Raw genomic sequence first — 16,975 nt, 5'->3', positions numbered from 1 at the left:
GAGGATCTCATGAGCTCCACTGCCCGGAAATCAACCGTCGAGGCTCAGCCTCTCATAGCAGTGCGCAATGTCAGGGCAAGCAGTGGCTGGTACGCCGAACTGTTCGGCGCAGACGCGCTTCCAGAACACAGCCATCGCGACGTGTACGATCGGATCTCGTGCTCAGGCAAGTTGCTTCTTCAACTGCACGCCTGGGACGAGGAAAACCATCCCAATCTCGTCAACGCAGACGCGGCGCCGCCTGGACACGGTGTCCTATTGTGGTTCCAGGTAGATGATTTTGACTCGGTCGTGCAGAGAGCTCGCGGCTTGGGAGCCGAGATCATCCAAGAACCTCACATCAACCCTGCGCCTCAACATAGGGAGATTTGGCTCCGCGATCCCGACGGCTACGTGGTGGTGGTTGCCAGTCCGGACGGTGAATGCGCTTCGTGATCTCCGCAGCGGTGACGTCAAAGCCGTGCCGCGAGAGGCGCCGCAGGCATTTGCTGAAGCCATTCTCGCGATCTCACGGCGGAGACAATAGAGCGCTGCACCGGTTCGAACCGCCAAGTTAGCTCAGCGCATCGCGTTCACATTCGCGCAACAATCGGCGGCCTGCCGCCGACTGTTGCGATCGCGACTGAAGGCATTTTTCTGCGGCGTCTGGCCATGGATCTCCGTGACCTCCGGCACCAGATCCTCATCGCAAATCAGCCATCTCGTACAACGGCCGGATTTCGATCTCGCTCGGTCCCGGCATGGGATTGGGGCAGCGCTTCACCCAGGCGACCGCCTCGTCCATGTCCTTGACCTCCCAGAGCCAGAAGCCGGCGACCAGCTCGCGCGTCTCGGCAAAAGGCCCGTCGATGACCGTACGGCCGGGACCATCGAACGCAATACGCTTGCCGTGCGAGGAAGGCTTGAGGCCGTCGGCGGCGCGCATGATGCCGGCATTGCGCAGTTCCTCATTAAATCTGCCCATCGCCTCGAAGGCCTCAGCCGTTGGAAGAATGCCCTTTTCGCTGTCATCGGTAGCCTTCACGAGCACCATCACGCGCATCATCTGTCTCCTTGTGCTTTAGCCGGCCTCATTGGCCTCGCATCGGAACGACGAACGGCGCGTTCGGACCCCGACATCATCTTGCAGATTTTACCATCGAGGCGCAGGGCGCGAATAGCCGCTCGCCAGATTCTAACCACGGATCGCCACGGCCGTCACCGCCGCCGCAGTCAGAACGACGGCGCCTGGCAGATGGCCCCACTCGCGACAACGGATCAGCGTAATCACCGCGGCCACCAGGATCACGACACTGCCTATCGCGCCGGCCCACGACGTAGCCGGGACCAGTAGCAGCAATCCCGTTATCGTCTCGACCCATCGCGGCTCCGCTTCCGACCGGATTACGCCAAGCGTCGCCGACGACGCGCCGCGCGTCAGTCGCGCGATACGGACAGCCCCGCGAGAAGCGGAGCGTATGCGGCGAGCCTGCGGGATACGAACTCAGTGAAAAGCCGCACGCGCTTCGTTTTGCGTGTCTCCCCCTGTGTGAGAAGCCAGAGCGTTCCGTACATGTGCAGGTTGGTGCCCGGCACCCTCACCAGCAGGGGGTCGGCATCTCCGACGAAGCACGGCAGTGTCGTCATCCCGAGCCCTTGCCGTACTGCAACGATCTGCGCCTCGGCGTCTGTAATCCTGAATGGAACCCCCGTGGCGCGAACCTCACCCTCGCGGACCCAATCCGGAATTCCATGAATGCTTATGACGATCCACCGGATGGGATCAGGCGCGCCCGCACGCCAAGCGGCTAGTCGATCGCGGGACATGTAGATGCCGCCGAACAGCTCCGGTCCCTTCAGGCCGTGAAGATTGAGCGGCAGGGTTTTGCGGTCGTAGACGACGCGGATCGCGACATCGGCCTCCCGGTTGGTCAGATTTGCCAACTCGCCGGACGACAAGATTTCCATCTCGATGTCCGGATGAAGACGCGCGAAATCAGCGAAGTCCGCCATGAGCAGGTGTGTCGCGAGGCTCGGTGCCAGCGTCACCCGCAGAAGCCCGCGCACGCTCTGGTCGCGGCCGAGGACGCGCGTCTCCAGCAGGTGCGACGACGCTTCCATCTGGTCCGCGAATTCGAGGACCTCCTCCCCCGCATCCGTCAGGCGGTAGCCCGAAGGCAGCTTCTCGAACATGTGCGCCCCGAGCCGTTCCTCGAGCTGGGCGACGCGTCGCAGCACGGTCGAGTGGTTCACCCCGAGGCGCTCGGCGGCAGCCCGCACTGAGCCTCCGCGCGCGACGGCAAGAAAGTAGCGAACGTCATCCCAGTCGATCATGGTGCAATCCGGCACCGCTGGGGTGCGCCTTCCAAAGCCCGTGTCCAACACATCGGACAGCATCTCGTATGTGGCTAGCACGAGCGGTCATCATAGCCCATGCCGAGAAACGCGGCCCAATCCCGAACGGCGGATACCGATCGTCGCGGCTGGCGTCAGCCGTCCAGCCGGATCGATTTCGCACCACCGATGTGCGCGCCTCCGCACTCAACGCCTGACGCCGGCAGACCCATGTCGAGGCTCTCGGGGGGCCTCCCCGAACGACCAAACGCGGAGCGTGAAAGGAGAAGTCATGGGAAAGCTTGAGGGCAAGGTTGCAGTCATCACGGGTGGATCGAGCGGCATGGCGCTGGCGAGCGCCAAGCGGTTCGTTGAAGAAGGCGCCTATGTTTTCATCACAGGCCGGAGGCAGGAGGCGCTCGACGAGGCCGCCAGGCTGATTGGCCGCAACGTGACCGGCGTGCGCGGCGACGCGTCCAATCTCGACGACCTCGACCGCCTGTTCGATACGGTCAAGCGGGAAAAGGGCAAGATCGACATCCTGTATGCGAGCGCCGGCACGGGCGAAGCCGTCCCACTGGGCGAGATTACCGAGCAGCATTTCGACGCGACCTTCGGCCTGAATGCGCGCGGCACGCTGTTTACGGTCCAGAAGGCGTTGCCGCTGTTCAACGATGGCGGATCGATCTTCATGACCGGGTCAGTTGCTTCGATCAAAGGTTTTCCTGGTTACAGCGTGTATGCGGCGAGCAAGGCGGCGCTGCACGCATTCACACGCGGGTGGCTCAACGAACTGAAGGGCAGGAATATCCGGGTGAACGTGCTGAGCCCGGGGCCGATCGCTACACCGATGCAGGACCAAGTTCTCGACGACGAGGCGAAGCGGATGTTCGAATCCCTGATCCCGCGAGGAAAGATGGGTCGTCCTGAGGAAATTGCGGCGGCCGCGCTGTTTCTTGCTTCGGACGATTCCAGCTTCGTGAATGGGGTGGAGTTGTCTGTCGACGGCGGCTTCTCAGCCATCTGAATTCGCGCCGGGAAATCAATATCAACACGGATCGGAGAAGCATTATGAGTTATGCGATTGTAGGATTCGGTGCGGTAGGCCAGGCCCTCGCCCGGGCCTTCGCCCGTAAGAACATCAAGGTGGCCGTCGCGAGCCGCCGGCCACCCGAGGCGTTGGCGCCGCAGGCTCGGGCGATTGGACCCACGGTCGTCGCCAAGTCGCTGCGGAATGCACTCGAGGCCGACACAATCATCCTGGCGGTCCCGTTCGGGGAGCATCGCGAGGTTGCGAAGGCCCTGCCGAGCTGGAAAGGCAAGACGGTCATCGACGCGATGAACGCGTTAGTTCCCCTTGAGGAGCTGGACGGTCTCTTGTCCTCCGCCTTCGTCGCGAAGGCGTTCGCCGGCGCCAGGTTCGTGAAAGGCTTCAATCACCTGATTGCGGCCACCCTGGCTGCCGATCCGATCGTCGAGGGTGGCCACCGGGTCGTCTTTCTGTCGAGCGACGACGAAGACGCGATCGCTCCCGTGGCGGCCTTGGCCAAACAACTCGGCTTCGCACCCGTCAGGCTTGGAAAGCTCAACGAGGGTGGCGCGCTGGTCCACGCACGCGGCCGCACTTGGGGCCCGTTGATCTTCCAGGATTTGTTCAAGAAGGAGCCGTAACCGGCGTATCGGCGCCGTTGACAAGGGGAAGATGCTGACGGAGCAACAGATCGGCGGGGCCCTTAGACTCTATCGACTGCTATCGATCGCCTAGGATTCGCCCGGGCGTCCTCTGCTATCCGATACGACTCCACGGCACTCCCCCTCATTCCCACTCGATTGTTTTGAGTCATGGTAATGCGTTGGATTTTCAGTGCAAATTTTTCCGTGTGCGATGAAGAACCGTCTCGTCGGTCCGTCAGAAATTTGCACTCTTGATTTCAAACGGGAAATTCGTCGAGTCGAGAATATCCCGGCTTCAGCGACTATCGGCATCGACCGGTCGATTCTTCCAATCTCCGCGTGAGTGGTCGCACGTGGCTCCAGTCGGAAAAAGACCGTCAGCAGTGAGACAAAGCCCTACTGGATGAAACACGCTATGATGCGAATTGCCCCATTTCAGTCGTTCCCGCCACACGTGACGAAGGATTGCTGTGCGCCGCATCGCGGCCGTAGAGGCAAACCCTGCCTGCGCCCGGAAGAAGACCATCGCGGATGCCGAAGGTCGTGCCTCGGAAGGAGGAAGACTCGCGATTGTCTCAGGCTACAGGGCCTCGTCAAAGGCCGAACGGGCGGCACTGATTGCCGCGTGGTTGCGATCTGCCCAGCGGACTAGGAAAGCGAACGGCTCAAGGATCGTGGCACCAAGGGGTGTCAGCCGGTACTCGACACTGGGAGGCTTGGTCGGAAACACCTCTCGCGAAATCAGGCCATCGCGCTCGAGATCGCGAAGCGTTTGCGTCAGCATGCGTTTGGAAATATCTGGGATCGCGCGCTGAAGTGCGCTGAAGCGATGCGGCCCCGCCGCGAGGGTCCCTATTATCAGCGCCGACCATTTGTCTCCGATGCGGTCCAGGACATCCCGCACCGGACAATCCTCGCCGGGCGGCCGGACCTGCCATTCCGCAACGAGGTGGTCGACCGGCCCTCCGGCTGCCGCAGTGGTTACTTCTGCCTCATCTTGTCCCACAAACCTGCCTCCTTCACGCCGGTTGCGGTCTCAAATATGTACCTTGTAGCAAATAGAGACCAGAAGGAAGGCAGAGCATGTCAACAAATTTCAAGCTCTTCGTAACCGGCGCCACCGGCCACCTCGGCAGCCTAGTGATTGACGCTCTGCTTGAGAGAGTGCCTGCCGATGACATCGTGGCGGGTGTCCGCGATCCCGGCAAGGAAACCGCGGTTGCCATCCGCAAAAAGGGCGTGGAGGTCAGGGTTGCCGACTATTCCCAGCCCGAAACGCTGACGAGCGCGCTTGGGGGCGTGGACCGGCTTCTGCTGATTTCGGGCACTGAGCTGGGGCAGCGCCGCGCGCAGCACCGCAACGTCATCCAAGCCGCAAAGGGCGCCGGCGTCAATCTGATCGCCTATACCAGCGTTCTGCATGCCGATGCCACACCGCTCAGTATCGTCGAAGAGCACCGCGAAACGGAAGCCGATCTTGCAGCGTCAGGCGTGCCTTATGTGCTGTTGCGGAACGGTTGGTACTCTGAGGTCTTTTTCTGGAGGCTGCCGCTGGCGCTGAAGCTGGGCGTCTATCCCGGGGCGACTGGCGAGGGGCGCGTCTCGCCCGCCTCCCGGGCCGATTATGCCGAGGCCGCAGCAACCGTGCTTACCGGCGAAGATCATGCGGGCCGGGTGTATGAACTCGCGGGCGATGCATCTTTCACTATTTCCGAGCTTGTCGCCATGGTCGCGGATCACATGGGCAAGCCGCTCCCCTTCCAGAATATGGCCACAGAAGAATTTCGGGCGGCGCTGCTGCAGGCGGGCGTACCGGAAAAGCACGTCATGCTCCTGTCGGAAATCGATGCCGGCATAGCGAAGGGCGCGATGTTCGATGATGGTAAAGAACTCTCCCGGCTCATCGGACGAGCAACCACCCCGTTCCGCGAAACCGCAGCCGAGGTCGTGTCCCGGTTGGTGGTGTAGCTTATCGGTAGCCGAGCTGACCGGGCGCGCGTTCGGGCGATACTTGTCCTCCTGCGCCGCAAGTAGCCGGGCGAGGTTTGCTTCAAGTTGCTCCCTCTCAGACTCAAGCCGTGCCAACCTCTCGCGGATCGCGGCAATCTCGTGATCGCGTTCTTGACACCCGGAAAAATCGACATGTTCAGTCGTCACTTTCGCATCCGAGCTTAATCAGTCGCTCGATGAACTTCCTCTTCTTTTCGTGTCTCGTCCGGATCGAGGCCAGGCGACGAGCGAATTCGCTTTGGCTTCCTTCTTCGGCGGCCAGCGCCTGCAGGTCGGAAAGCAGACTTGCCGCGTTGTCATAGCCAGACGCACTGCGGCGCTCAATTTCCGCCTCGATCTCGCCCCACACGCCGTCACCGCGCTGCTTGAGAGCCTTGAACCGAGCGCGGCGCCCCCTTTCGGCTTCCTCGGCTTGCCGGCGCCGCTCCGCCTCTCGGGCCTCGGCCTTTGCGCGTTCACTCGCCTCCCTAATCTCCTGCGCCCGTCTCCGCAATTCGCCGACCGTGCGACACGATGCGGATGGCGGGGCGCAACGCTTGTCGCGGATTCTGCTCCTGAGCTCGGCGGCCACGTGGCTGTCACCTTCGACAACACGCAGCAGCAGCTCTGTCTTTTCGTCCTCGGCGATAGCGGTCAATGCTTCGCGCAGGGCATTCCCGGATATCGGCTCGTCATCCACGCCGGACTCCGCAGCCGCCTGCACGAGTTCGCGATCAATGTCGAAGAACTCTGCGAAGGCTTCGAGCGCTCCCGTTAACGGACCGATGCCCGACAATGGCTCGACTTTATCGTCGGAGATCAGCTCATCCTGCACCGCCGTCAGCCACAAGAGGTAGAATACTCTTAGATCGCCTGAAAGCACATCGGCTCGCAGCGGTGCCAGCGCGGCAAGCCGACCGGAACCATCATCCCAGTCGTCACCGGGCTCTACCTCGTCCCGGTGAATATCGACAATCACATTGCCGCCTGAGGTCAGCACGTCCACCCAATCGACCTCGCGAAGGAACGGATCGACATCCATGCTGTTCAGGAAACGCTTGGGCAGTCGCATCATCAGACGCCGCGTGCCCCAATTCGCGAGATAGAGATGAAGGTCGAACCATTGCTCCATGAACTTGCGCGGATCGCCCTTGAGATCGCCCCATTCGTAATGGTTGGAGAAGCTCGTCGCGGTGATCCGCGCCCGTGACGAAATCGATCGCAGCGCCTCCTGGGCGTCTTTATCGAGGGGCCGATCGACCGCTTGAAATTCATAGTACTGATACTCACTCATGCTCGGCAGCCAGTCCTCGGAATTGGAAAGCGGGAAGGTAAGCGCGGTCCGGTTGACGTCGAAATGATACATTTCCTCGGATGGGCGCAAACATGCTCCGCGGGATTGTATCAAAGACTCCACGCACCTCCGCGTGGAACGATAGTGTCTTTCAGAGCCCGCTTAGCTAATAGCCCCCACGGCTGGCACGCATCCCCAACAGCATTCGTCCCCGGAAGAAATTTCAGATATTTCAGTTAGATGGGTTGAACTTTATATTGGGGCTCGGAAAGGAATCGTCCATGACCACCCACGTGCTGCAATTTGTCGAGCTTTCAGACCAGGACCGCAAGGCGGCCAAGCCCCTTGGCAAGCTTGGCAAGGGCGATCAGGTCGAAGTCCGGGTCCGACGCAAGTCGGGCGGAGACAAGGTCGTGCGGCTTCCGCCGAAAGCCGCGGCGTTGCTCGAGGCTGCGCTCAGCCGTCTTCTCCAGGGAGAGCGTGTCGCTGTTCTCACCGAGGATCAGGAACTCAGCCCGAATGATGCTGCAGAAATCCTGGGAGTCTCCCGACCGTTGGTGGTCCATCGCATGGATCTCGGCGACCTGCCGTTCCGGTATGTGGGCAAGCATCGCCGCGCGAAACTCATGGACGTGCTGGCATTGAAGGCGAAGATGGACGTCCAGCGGCAGGCGATGGAGGCGCTCGCCGAGGACGCCGAGGACCTCAGGCGACGCTATGGCGTTTGAGCCTTCGGTCGCGGTTTTCAACGCCTGCATCCTCTATCCTTTTCATCTCAGAAACATTCTCGTCCAGGCTGCGGTAGATCGCCTTATCGAAGCGCGTTGGACAGACGCGATCAACGACGAATGGGTCCGAAATCTGACGGCAGGCGCGCCCGCCATTCCGGCAGACCGCCTCGACACGACACGCCGACTGATGAACGAGGCGCTACCGACGGCGATGGTCAGCGGGCATGAGGACCACATCCCGGCCGTGAACTTACCAGACCCGAATGATCGTCATGTCGTCGGGGCCGGTATCGCCGCAGGCGCCTCCGTCATTCTTACGTGGAACCTTCGTCATTTCCCCGCAAAGGAGTTGAAGAAGTTCGGTCTTCGGAGGGAGACTCCAGATGCATTTCTGTCCGGCCTCTATGACGAAATTCCAGACCTGATGATTGCGTTTCTCGCGAATGCTCGCCGGAATCTGACCAGGAGCCGGGTCTCATCCTTGGACTTCATTGATATTCTCAGAAAGCAACGACTCGCTGAACTGGCGAAGCGGGCGCAGAAACACGTTGGCGATCTTTAACCGCGTGCGCGCTTCCTGCCGACGAATTCGGATTTGGTGCGTGAATCGTAGCCAAGCTTGCAATAGCTCGCGCTTTCTCGAAGATTCCAGGAAGGACCGCGCTGCAAGCTTCGAGCAACCGGTCTCAGAAAAAGACCGTCAGAACGATCACAACTCCTCACGATCTTTTCTCCGTCGCGTCTCGCGAGTTCCTGATCAAACCGTCGGAAGAACCGTCAGATGGATCGGCTTGTCCGTCCGCCGCGAACGTCGACTCCTGTCAAATCAATGACTTGGACCAACAACGGCGCGGAGAGATGATGGAGGGCGAATGATCAACGGACTATCCCATAACCCTCTATTTTTCCTACGCTATTCCCCTCCAAACCCCATCCACGGCATCCCACACCCCTCACTCCCACTCGATCGTCCCTGGCGGCTTGCTCGTCACGTCATAGACCACACGATTCACGCCCTTGACCTCGTTGATGATGCGCGTCGCGGTGCGGCCGAGGAAGCTCATGTCGAAGGGATAAAAGTCCGCGGTCATGCCGTCGGTCGAGGTCACCGCACGCAGACCCACGACATAATCGTAGGTGCGGCCATCGCCCATGACGCCCACGGTCTTCACCGGCAGCAGCACCGCGAAGGCCTGCCAGATCCGATCGTACAGGCCGGCTTTGCGGATCTCGTCGATATAGACGGCGTCCGCCTTGCGCAGAATGTCCAGCTTTTCCTTGGTAATGTCGCCGGGGCAGCGGATCGCCAGGCCCGGCCCGGGAAACGGGTGCCGGCCGACGAAGATCTCAGGCAAGCCAAGCTCGCGGCCGAGTTCGCGCACCTCGTCCTTGAACAATTCGCGCAAGGGCTCGACCAGCTTCATGTTCATGCGCTCAGGCAAGCCGCCGACATTGTGGTGCGACTTGATGGTCACCGACGGGCCGCCGGTGAAGGAGACGCTCTCGATCACGTCAGGATAGAGCGTGCCTTGCGCGAGAAATTCCGCGCCGCCGATCTTCTTGGCCTCTTCCTCGAACACGTCGATGAAGAGTTTTCCGATGGTCTTGCGCTTTTGCTCGGGTTCGGTGACGCCGGCAAGTTCGGCCAGGAATTGCTTCGACGCATCAACGTGGACGAGCGGAATGTTGTAGTGATGCCGAAACAGGTCGACCACCGTCTCCGCTTCGTTCAGCCGGAGCAGGCCGTGATCGACGAACACGCAGGTGAGCTGGTGGCCGATCGCCTCGTGGATCAGCACGGCGGCAACGGCGGAGTCGACGCCACCGGAGAGGCCGCAAATCACCTTGCCGTCGCCGACCTGCTTGCGGATTTTTTCAATCGCCTCCTCGCGGAAAGCGCGCATGGTCCAGTCGCCCGTGAGGCCTGCAACCTTGCGGACGAAGTTGCGGATGAGCTTGGCGCCATCGGGCGTGTGCACCACCTCGGGATGGAACATCAGCCCGTAATATTTGCGCCTCTCGTCCTGGATCACGGCGAACGGCGCATTGGCCGAGACGCCGGCAACGGCAAAGCCCGGCGGCATCTTGGTGATACGATCGCCGTGGCTCATCCACACCGGATGCTTCTCGCCGGTCAGCCAGGCGTCCTCGAACAGGGAGCTTGGCGCCTTCACCTCGAGATCGGCACGGCCGAATTCGCGGTGGTGACCACCCTCGACCTCGCCGCCGAGCTGGGCCGCCATCGTCATCTGGCCATAGCAGATGCCGAGCACCGGCACGCCGGAGTCGAAGATGAGCTGCGGCGCGCGGGGCGAGCCCTCGACATGCACCGACTCCGGGCCGCCGGAGAGGATCACCGCCTTCGGCTGCATCTCCTTGAAGGCGTCCTCCGCCTTCTGGAACGGCACGATCTCGGAATAGACGCCCTCCTCGCGGACGCGGCGGGCGATGAGCTGGGTGACCTGGCTGCCGAAATCGACAATCAGAATCTTTTCATGCGCCGAGGCCTTGGGCGGCGTCGACGGCGGGCGGGCTTGCGTGCTGGCTGTCATGGATAGGAAGTACGCGACGAAAGGTTGCACCGCAACCCTTCAGCCGAGGTTTGGCGGGCCTTCCACGTGTTTTGCGGTGACGGTGGACCCGTAGTCCTAGGGTGGGCAAAGCGCAGCGTGCCCACCAGCCACGAGCCCGGTGGGCACGGCGCAAGCGCGCCTTTGCCCACCCTACATCTCTTGGCGAGATCACCCCGTCCGCCGGAGCACCGAGACGAAAAACCCGTCCGTTCCGGTCCGGCGCGGGGTCATCAGCCAGCCCTCGGGCGTCTGCAGGGCAGCCGCGGCAAAGTCCTCGGCCTTGTCCCAGAGCACCGTCACAGTCTGATCCGGAGGCAGAATCGAAAATTCGCTGTGGCGTGCCAGGAAGGCGCGAACCTGATCGCCGTTTTCCACCGGTAACACCGAGCAGGTGATGTAGGTGATCCGGCCGCCCGGCTTCACCAGGCCGACAGCGCGATCAAGCACTTCCGCCTGGTCCTTCAAGCGGATTTCGAGCGCCCCTGGCCGCATGCGCCACTTGGCATCGGGGTTGCGCCGCCAGGTTCCGGTTCCCGTACAGGGGGCGTCGATCACGACAAGGTCGGCGGAGGCCCTGATGTCGGCCAGCGGATCGGCCTCGCCCTTGGGCGCACGGATCTCGGCGTTGTGGACGCCCGCCCGCGACAGCCGCTCATGGATCGGCGCGAGCTGGCGCTTATCGCGGTCGGTCGCGATCAGCCGGCCCTTGCCCTGCATCAACGCGGCGAGCGCGAGCGTCTTGCCGCCGGCCCCGGCGCAGAGGTCGATGACCTGCTCGCCGGGTTTTGTCGCCGAAAACAAGGCCGCCAGTTGCGAGCCTTCATCCTGAACTTCAACGAAGCCCTTGATGAAATCCTCCTCGGCCTGGATGCCAGGATTGCGGGCATCGGCGGACAGCTCGATCCGTAAGCCCACCGGCGACCACGGCGTCGGCTTCGCGCCGAGATGGCCAAGCGATTTGAGCACCTTTTCGCGTTTGGCCTTCAGGGTGTTCACGCGCAGATCCAGCGGCGCCCGGCTCGCCATCGCCGCGGCTTCCAGCGCACGGTCCGCGCCGAACGCCTGCTCGAGATAGGGATCGAGCCACTCCGGATAATCGCCGACGACCGGCGGCGGCGCATCTTTCGGCGAACGCTCGGTGAGCGCCTTGCGCTCGGCCTCGGTCAGCGGCGCTGGTGCAAAGCGACCGCCGTCGCACAGCGCCCCAATCGCCTCGACATCGAGGCCGCGCTCGAGCTTGAGCATGCCGAGCACGCGCGCCCGCGCGCTCTCCTCATCCATCAGGTAAGCACTGGAGGCCCGCCGCCGCAGCACGTCCCAGACCAGGCCGGCAATGGCAGCGCGATCGCCGGAGCCTGCGAAGCGATGCGCAGTTCCCCACTCCTTCAGCGCCTGCGCCGCCGGAATGCGTTGCGCCTCGATCGTATCGATCACTTCGATCGCCGCGGACAGCCGGGCAGCGGGGGTCATCTCAGACTTTCAGTTCGCAAGTGGACACAACTGCTTAGATCAGCAGCAGAATCTTGAGCGCAAAATAGATCCACATCACCAATAGCACCAGTGCACCGGCGAGCCAGGCGATCGAGCGGCGTCCGAGATCGTTGGAGTTCACGAACACGCCGGCATGGGCAAAGCGAGTGATGACGAAGAGCCATGACATCAAGACGATAAACAGATCGGCATGACGCAGCGGTAGCGCCAGCGCAATCAAGGCGTAAAACAGAAGCGGCAGTTCGAACTGATTGCGGTAGCAATTGCCGACCTGGGTGGCGCGAGCCGGCCAATTCGGCTGACCCAGCGCAATATCCCTGATCTTGGTCTCACCCGAGACCAGGGTCTGCCGCCGCAAGCCGACCATCCATATCAGAAGTGCGAAAGTGAGGCCGATCTGCACGAAGAGCGGCAGCAAAACCATCTGAACCGACATTGGAATCCCCCCTCGCGGTCTCGTGCCATCACATGTAATACCGGCCGCGGCGATGCCTGACAACAAAGGCTCGCCCACACGTCACGAATCCGAAGCCGGCGCGCTGTATGCTGGAGGGGGGAAGGACCTGACACATGAGCGAACTTCGCCTGACGCAGATTTCGGACACGCATCTTGCGCGGCGCCTGACGAAATTGACCTATAATTTCGACAAGGTCGCCGACTATATCGACGCCACGCGCCCTGATCTCGTCGTCAACAGCGGCGATCTCGCGTTCGACGCGCCCACGCAAGCGGATGATCTCGAATTTGCCCGCGCGCTGCACGATGCCCTCCCCGTCGCCTGCCGCTATCTGCCCGGCAATCACGACATCGGCGACAATCCGACCCAGATCGGCCCGGCGCCGGCGCAACCGGTCAATGAAAAGGGCCGGCAAGCCTTCATCTCGGCTTTTGGCGACGACTACTGGCGATTCGATGCGGCCGGTTGGTGCTTCATCGGCCTCGATTCGCTCGTGATGAACTCAGGCCTCATCAGCGAGGCCGAGCAGTTCGATTGGCTCGCGTCGCAGCTTGCCAGCAGCGGCGGCAAGCCGGTCGCACTGTTCCTGCACAAGCCGATCTTCCTCAATACACCAGAGGATCCGGAGTTGGAGGCGACCGCCATTCGCTACGTTCCGTTCCCTGCGCGGCCGCGGCTGGTCCAGATGTTGCGTGCGGCGAATGTTCGCCTGATCGCCAGCGGCCACGTGCATCAACGGCGGGATTTCACCTGGCGCGGCGTCCGGCATATCTGGGCGCCGTCCGCCGGCTTCATCATCTCCGACAGGCGGCAAGAGCGGATCGGCATAAAAGAAGTCGGGTTGGTGGAATATCGTTTCCAGCCCGACTCGTTCGAAGTTCGTCACGTCAGAGCACCCGGCCAGATCGATCTCGATCTGGACGAACTACTTAAAGAGCGACCTTAAGGCCCGTACCAGACGGCCGGCCCGCCGACATAGCCACCGCCCACATAACCATAGCCATAGACGGGCGCCGGTATCTCATACATCGCGCCGGGCGCTGGATGGCGGAAATAGAAGCCCGGCCCCGGCGCGGCCCGCACGCCGTAGCCGCCAGTCAGATACTGCGAGTCGGGGTAGTTGAACCCGACGTTGCCCGGTTCCTGGGTTGCCTGCCAACCGGCCATCGCTGGAGTTGTGAACGCCGCCGCGGCTAGAACAGCGGCGGATAAAAGTTTCAATCTCGTCATTTATGCCTCCGTTGACTGGAGAAGCAACGACGATACAGACGCGGAGTTTCTGAATACTCTTCAAGGAGATGTGAAGTTCCCGCGTTCCCCTGCGCCGGCCCTGCGCTGTGGCAATCCATCACGCTTTATCGGGCCCGACGCGCACGAGCTGCTTGCCGAAATTCGCGCCCTTGAGCAGCCCGATGAGCGCGGCAGGCGCGCTGCCCAGACCTTCGGTGATGAACTCCTTATATTTCACCTTGCCCTCGCGCACCCATTGCGACATGTCGCGCAGGAAATCGTCGTGGCGCGCGGCGAAGTCGCTGACGATGAAGCCGCGCAAGGTCAGCCGCTTCGTGAGGATGGCGCGCATCAGGCTCGCCGCCCATTTCGGCGGCTTTGCCTCAGTGTCGTTGTAGTGCGCGATCAGGCCGCAAACCGGCACGCGCGCGAAATTGTTGAGCAGCGGGAACACCGCTTCGAAGACGGCCCCGCCGACATTCTCGAAATAGACGTCGATGCCTTTGGGGCAGGCGTGCTTGAGCTTGGCGGCGAGCTCGGGATCGCGGTGATCCACGCAGTCGTCGAAGCCGAGCTCGTGCTTCACGTAATCGCATTTCTCCTTGCCGCCGGCGATGCCGATCGCGCGCGCCCCCTTGATCCTGGCGATCTGGCCGACAGCGGAGCCGACCGCGCCCGAGGCTGCGGCAACGACGACGGTCTCACCTGGTTGCGGCTTGCCGATTTCGAGCAGGCCCGTATAGGCCGTCATGCCGGGCATGCCGAGCACGCCGACCGCGGTCGAAATCGGCGCAAGCTTCGGGTCGATCTTGCGCAAGCCTTTGCCGTCGGCGAGCGCATGCGTCTGCCAGCCGGCGCGCGCCAGCACGATATCGCCTTTCTCGTAGTCCGGGCTCTTGGAAGCGATCACCTCGCACACCGTGCCGCCTTCCATCACTCCACCGATCGGCACCGGCTGCGCATAGGAGGCCGCATCGCTCATGCGACCGCGCATGTAGGGATCGAGCGACAGCCAGATCGTGCGCAGCAGAACCTGCCCTTCGGTCGGGGTCGGCACCTCATAGTCTTCGGTGCGAAAGTCGGACGGTTTGGGCTCGCCGAGAGGACGCGAGGCCAGAACGATGCGCTTGCCTTGGGGCATGGTGATTCCTCCTGTTTTGTTTCACCGTCATTCGGGGGCGCGCGTGAAGCGCGAACCCGGAATCTCGCACCACAAGCTCCAGATTCCGGGTTCGCTCGCTATTCGCGAGCGCCCCGGAATGACGAATATTGTTACGCCCCGCCCGGATAGTTCGGGCTCTCGCGCGTGATGGTCACGTCGTGTACATGGCTCTCGCGCAAGCCCGCGCCAGTGATGCGCACGAATTGCGCCTTCTCGTGAAATTCTTGCAGGTTCTTCGCCCCGACATAACCCATCGCCGCGCGCAAGCCGCCGGCGAGCTGATGCATGACATTGGCGACCGGGCCCTTATACGGCACCTGCCCCTCGATGCCCTCGGGCACGAGCTTCAGCGTATCCTTGATGTCCTGCTGGAAATAGCGATCGGCCGAGCCGCGCGCCATCGCGCCGACCGAACCCATGCCCCGATAGGCTTTGTAGGAACGGCCCTGCCACAGAAACACTTCGCCGGGCGTCTCATCCGTGCCGGCAAGCAACGAACCGACCATGGCGATGTCGGCGCCGGCCGCGAGCGCCTTGGCGAGATCGCCGGAATACTTGATGCCGCCGTCGGCGATGACGCAGACATTTGCTTTCTTTGCAGCCTCCACCGCATCCATGATCGCCGTGAGCTGCGGCACGCCGACGCCAGCGACGATTCGGGTGGTGCAGATCGAGCCCGGGCCGATACCGACCTTGATGGCATCCGCGCCCGCATCGATCAGCGCCTGCGCGCCATCCTTCGTCGCGATGTTGCCGGCGATCACCTGCACCGCGTTGGACAGCCGCTTGATGCGGTTGACCGCTTCGAGAACGCGCGAGGAATGGCCGTGCGCGGTATCGACCACGATCAGGTCGACGCCGGCATCGATCAGCCGCTCGGTGCGCTCGAAACCACCCTCGCCGACAGTCGTCGCGGCCGCCACGCGCAGCCGTCCGTGCTCATCTTTCGAGGCCAGCGGATGCGCGACCGCCTTCTCGATGTCCTTCACCGTGATCAGGCCGACGCAGCGGTACTGATCGTCGACCACCAGGAGCTTCTCGATGCGATGCTTGTGCAGCATCCGCTTCGCCTCGTCCTGGCTCACGCTTTCGCGAACGGTGACGAGATTGTCACGCGTCATCAGCTCGGACACTTTTTGGCTGTGATCGGTGGCGAAGCGCACGTCGCGATTGGTGAGAATGCCGACCAGCTTGCCCGGCTTGCCGCCACCACCGCCCGTCACCACCGGAATGCCGGAAATACCGTGATGGCTCATCAAGGCGAGCGCATCCGCAAGCGTCGCCTCGGGTGCGATGGTCAGCGGGTTGACGACCATGCCGGATTCGAACTTCTTGACCTGCCGCACCTGGGCGGCCTGGCCTTCGGGGTCGAAGTTGCGGTGAATGACCCCGAGCCCGCCCGATTGCGCCATGGCGATCGCCATCCGCGCCTCGGTCACCGTGTCCATCGCGGAGGCGATGATCGGGATGTTGAGCCGTATTGCACGGGTGACGTGCGAGCGGATATCGACCTCGCCGGGTAGCACGTCCGAGAGGCCGGGCTTCAGGAGCACATCGTCGAACGTATAGGCTTCGCGGATGCCCTGAAGGGCCTCGACCTTCGCCATCGCCAACTCCTTATTCTGGCGGCCCTAAACCGGCCGCAGCAAATTCTGGGATGAACACGACCACCGGCGAAGCCTTAGGCGACGCCGCCGAATCGATGCCCATCGGTGGGGTTGACGCTGGTCGATAGCACGGGCCCGTGACGAATCAAAGTGTCGTACAGCGACTTTTCGCACAGGCCTTTCGCGCCGCACCTCAGTAGCGTGGATAGCCCGGCGGCGGCCCGTACCTGCGGATCGCCGCCACCACCTCGCGGTGCCTCCGCTCCTCCCGCTTCATATGAACCGCAATGAGCGCGTGCGCCGAGGGCACCAGCAGCAGGACATGGAAAAACAGCCCCAAAACCAGGCAAAAGACCAGCAGAACCAGGTTGAAAACCGCCGAAAAGGGCTGTCCGTTCAAAAGCAGACCCAACGGCGGCAGCAGCGCTGCAAGGATGTAGATCATCGTTTTGA

19 protein-coding genes are annotated in these 16,975 nt (G+C 62.4%); 7 read left to right on the top strand and 12 right to left on the bottom strand.

Annotated features, from left to right (window positions below; genetic code table 11):
* Nucleotides 1-9 precede the first annotated feature (9 nt).
* A complete protein-coding gene (locus tag P6U23_RS18325) occupies nucleotides 10-435 on the top strand; it encodes a VOC family protein (protein WP_407181090.1) in 426 nt (141 codons plus the stop codon).
* A gap of 247 nt (nucleotides 436-682) precedes the next feature.
* On the opposite strand, the gene P6U23_RS18320 is transcribed toward P6U23_RS18325, so the two are convergent.
* The 3 genes from P6U23_RS18320 to P6U23_RS18310 all read right to left on the bottom strand — a co-directional run bounded on the left by P6U23_RS18320 (nucleotide 683) and on the right by P6U23_RS18310 (nucleotide 2,313).
* Complete coding sequence (locus P6U23_RS18320) at nucleotides 683-1,042, bottom strand: YciI family protein (protein WP_407181510.1); 360 nt, start codon at nucleotides 1,040-1,042, stop codon at nucleotides 683-685.
* 132 nt (nucleotides 1,043-1,174) lie between these two features.
* Nucleotides 1,175-1,339, bottom strand: coding sequence for a hypothetical protein (locus tag P6U23_RS18315; RefSeq protein ID WP_407181089.1), 165 nt, complete (start codon nucleotides 1,337-1,339; stop codon nucleotides 1,175-1,177).
* Nucleotides 1,340-1,416: 77 nt separating this feature from the next.
* Entirely contained in the window at nucleotides 1,417-2,313 is an 897-nt protein-coding gene (locus P6U23_RS18310) for a LysR family transcriptional regulator (protein ID WP_407181088.1), read from the bottom strand.
* 292 nt (nucleotides 2,314-2,605) lie between these two features.
* Between P6U23_RS18310 and P6U23_RS18305 the strand changes: the two genes are divergently transcribed.
* Both P6U23_RS18305 and P6U23_RS18300 read left to right on the top strand, forming a co-directional pair.
* Complete coding sequence (locus tag P6U23_RS18305) at nucleotides 2,606-3,340, top strand: SDR family NAD(P)-dependent oxidoreductase (protein WP_407181509.1); 735 nt, start codon at nucleotides 2,606-2,608, stop codon at nucleotides 3,338-3,340.
* A 44-nt stretch (nucleotides 3,341-3,384) separates the two neighbouring features.
* Nucleotides 3,385-3,984, top strand: a complete 600-nt coding sequence (locus tag P6U23_RS18300) for an NADPH-dependent F420 reductase (RefSeq protein WP_407181087.1) — start codon at nucleotides 3,385-3,387, stop codon at nucleotides 3,982-3,984.
* Between the two features lie 583 nt (nucleotides 3,985-4,567).
* On the opposite strand, the gene P6U23_RS18295 is transcribed toward P6U23_RS18300, so the two are convergent.
* The gene (locus tag P6U23_RS18295; RefSeq protein WP_407181508.1) at nucleotides 4,568-4,891 is read right to left on the bottom strand and encodes a winged helix-turn-helix transcriptional regulator; all 324 of its coding nucleotides are present in this window, start codon (nucleotides 4,889-4,891) and stop codon (nucleotides 4,568-4,570) included.
* A 179-nt stretch (nucleotides 4,892-5,070) separates the two neighbouring features.
* On the opposite strand from P6U23_RS18295, the gene P6U23_RS18290 reads away from it, so the two are divergent.
* Nucleotides 5,071-5,955 (top strand): SDR family oxidoreductase, encoded by an 885-nt coding sequence (locus P6U23_RS18290; protein ID WP_407181086.1) that lies wholly within the window; start codon nucleotides 5,071-5,073, stop codon nucleotides 5,953-5,955.
* Between the two features lie 178 nt (nucleotides 5,956-6,133).
* Here P6U23_RS18290 and P6U23_RS18285 read toward each other — a convergent pair whose 3' ends face one another.
* Complete coding sequence (locus P6U23_RS18285; protein ID WP_407181507.1) at nucleotides 6,134-7,270, bottom strand: hypothetical protein; 1,137 nt, start codon at nucleotides 7,268-7,270, stop codon at nucleotides 6,134-6,136.
* A gap of 281 nt (nucleotides 7,271-7,551) precedes the next feature.
* Here P6U23_RS18285 and P6U23_RS18280 point away from each other — a divergent pair, with 281 nt between their 5' ends.
* Together P6U23_RS18280 and P6U23_RS18275 are read left to right on the top strand one after the other, a co-directional pair.
* Entirely contained in the window at nucleotides 7,552-7,998 is a 447-nt protein-coding gene (locus P6U23_RS18280) for a DNA-binding protein (protein ID WP_407181085.1), read from the top strand.
* A complete protein-coding gene (locus P6U23_RS18275; RefSeq protein WP_407181084.1) occupies nucleotides 7,988-8,563 on the top strand; it encodes a PIN domain-containing protein in 576 nt (191 codons plus the stop codon). The genes P6U23_RS18280 and P6U23_RS18275 overlap by 11 nt, the downstream gene beginning before the upstream one ends.
* Before the next feature lie 391 nt (nucleotides 8,564-8,954).
* On the opposite strand, the gene guaA is transcribed toward P6U23_RS18275, so the two are convergent.
* The 3 genes from guaA to P6U23_RS18260 all read right to left on the bottom strand — a co-directional run bounded on the left by guaA (nucleotide 8,955) and on the right by P6U23_RS18260 (nucleotide 12,501).
* On the bottom strand, nucleotides 8,955-10,553 hold the full coding sequence (guaA, locus tag P6U23_RS18270) for a glutamine-hydrolyzing GMP synthase (RefSeq protein WP_407181083.1): 1,599 nt from the start codon (nucleotides 10,551-10,553) through the stop codon (nucleotides 8,955-8,957).
* Between the two features lie 189 nt (nucleotides 10,554-10,742).
* Nucleotides 10,743-12,044: an RsmB/NOP family class I SAM-dependent RNA methyltransferase gene (locus P6U23_RS18265; protein WP_407181082.1), complete on the bottom strand. Its 1,302-nt coding sequence runs from the start codon at nucleotides 12,042-12,044 to the stop codon at nucleotides 10,743-10,745.
* Nucleotides 12,045-12,078: 34 nt separating this feature from the next.
* Nucleotides 12,079-12,501: an MAPEG family protein gene (locus P6U23_RS18260; protein WP_407181081.1), complete on the bottom strand. Its 423-nt coding sequence runs from the start codon at nucleotides 12,499-12,501 to the stop codon at nucleotides 12,079-12,081.
* Nucleotides 12,502-12,635: 134 nt separating this feature from the next.
* Here P6U23_RS18260 and P6U23_RS18255 point away from each other — a divergent pair, with 134 nt between their 5' ends.
* Nucleotides 12,636-13,469, top strand: a complete 834-nt coding sequence (locus P6U23_RS18255; RefSeq protein WP_407181080.1) for a metallophosphoesterase family protein — start codon at nucleotides 12,636-12,638, stop codon at nucleotides 13,467-13,469.
* Here P6U23_RS18255 and P6U23_RS18250 read toward each other — a convergent pair.
* The 4 genes from P6U23_RS18250 to P6U23_RS18235 form a co-directional block, all read right to left on the bottom strand.
* Nucleotides 13,466-13,753: a hypothetical protein gene (locus P6U23_RS18250; protein ID WP_407181079.1), complete on the bottom strand. Its 288-nt coding sequence runs from the start codon at nucleotides 13,751-13,753 to the stop codon at nucleotides 13,466-13,468. The genes P6U23_RS18255 and P6U23_RS18250 overlap by 4 nt on opposite strands.
* A gap of 118 nt (nucleotides 13,754-13,871) precedes the next feature.
* On the bottom strand, nucleotides 13,872-14,894 hold the full coding sequence (locus tag P6U23_RS18245) for an NADP-dependent oxidoreductase (RefSeq protein WP_407181078.1): 1,023 nt from the start codon (nucleotides 14,892-14,894) through the stop codon (nucleotides 13,872-13,874).
* A 131-nt stretch (nucleotides 14,895-15,025) separates the two neighbouring features.
* On the bottom strand, nucleotides 15,026-16,522 hold the full coding sequence (gene guaB / locus P6U23_RS18240; RefSeq protein WP_407181077.1) for an IMP dehydrogenase: 1,497 nt from the start codon (nucleotides 16,520-16,522) through the stop codon (nucleotides 15,026-15,028).
* A gap of 193 nt (nucleotides 16,523-16,715) precedes the next feature.
* The gene (locus P6U23_RS18235; RefSeq protein WP_407181506.1) at nucleotides 16,716-16,967 is read right to left on the bottom strand and encodes a hypothetical protein; all 252 of its coding nucleotides are present in this window, start codon (nucleotides 16,965-16,967) and stop codon (nucleotides 16,716-16,718) included.
* Nucleotides 16,968-16,975 lie beyond the last annotated feature (8 nt).

It is taken from the genome of Bradyrhizobium sp. STM 3562, from assembly GCF_045571435.1.
Lineage (GTDB): Bacteria > Pseudomonadota > Alphaproteobacteria > Rhizobiales > Xanthobacteraceae > Bradyrhizobium.
The sequence above is the reverse complement of the archived record's forward strand: the minus strand, read 5'-3'. Positions and strand labels throughout refer to the sequence as shown.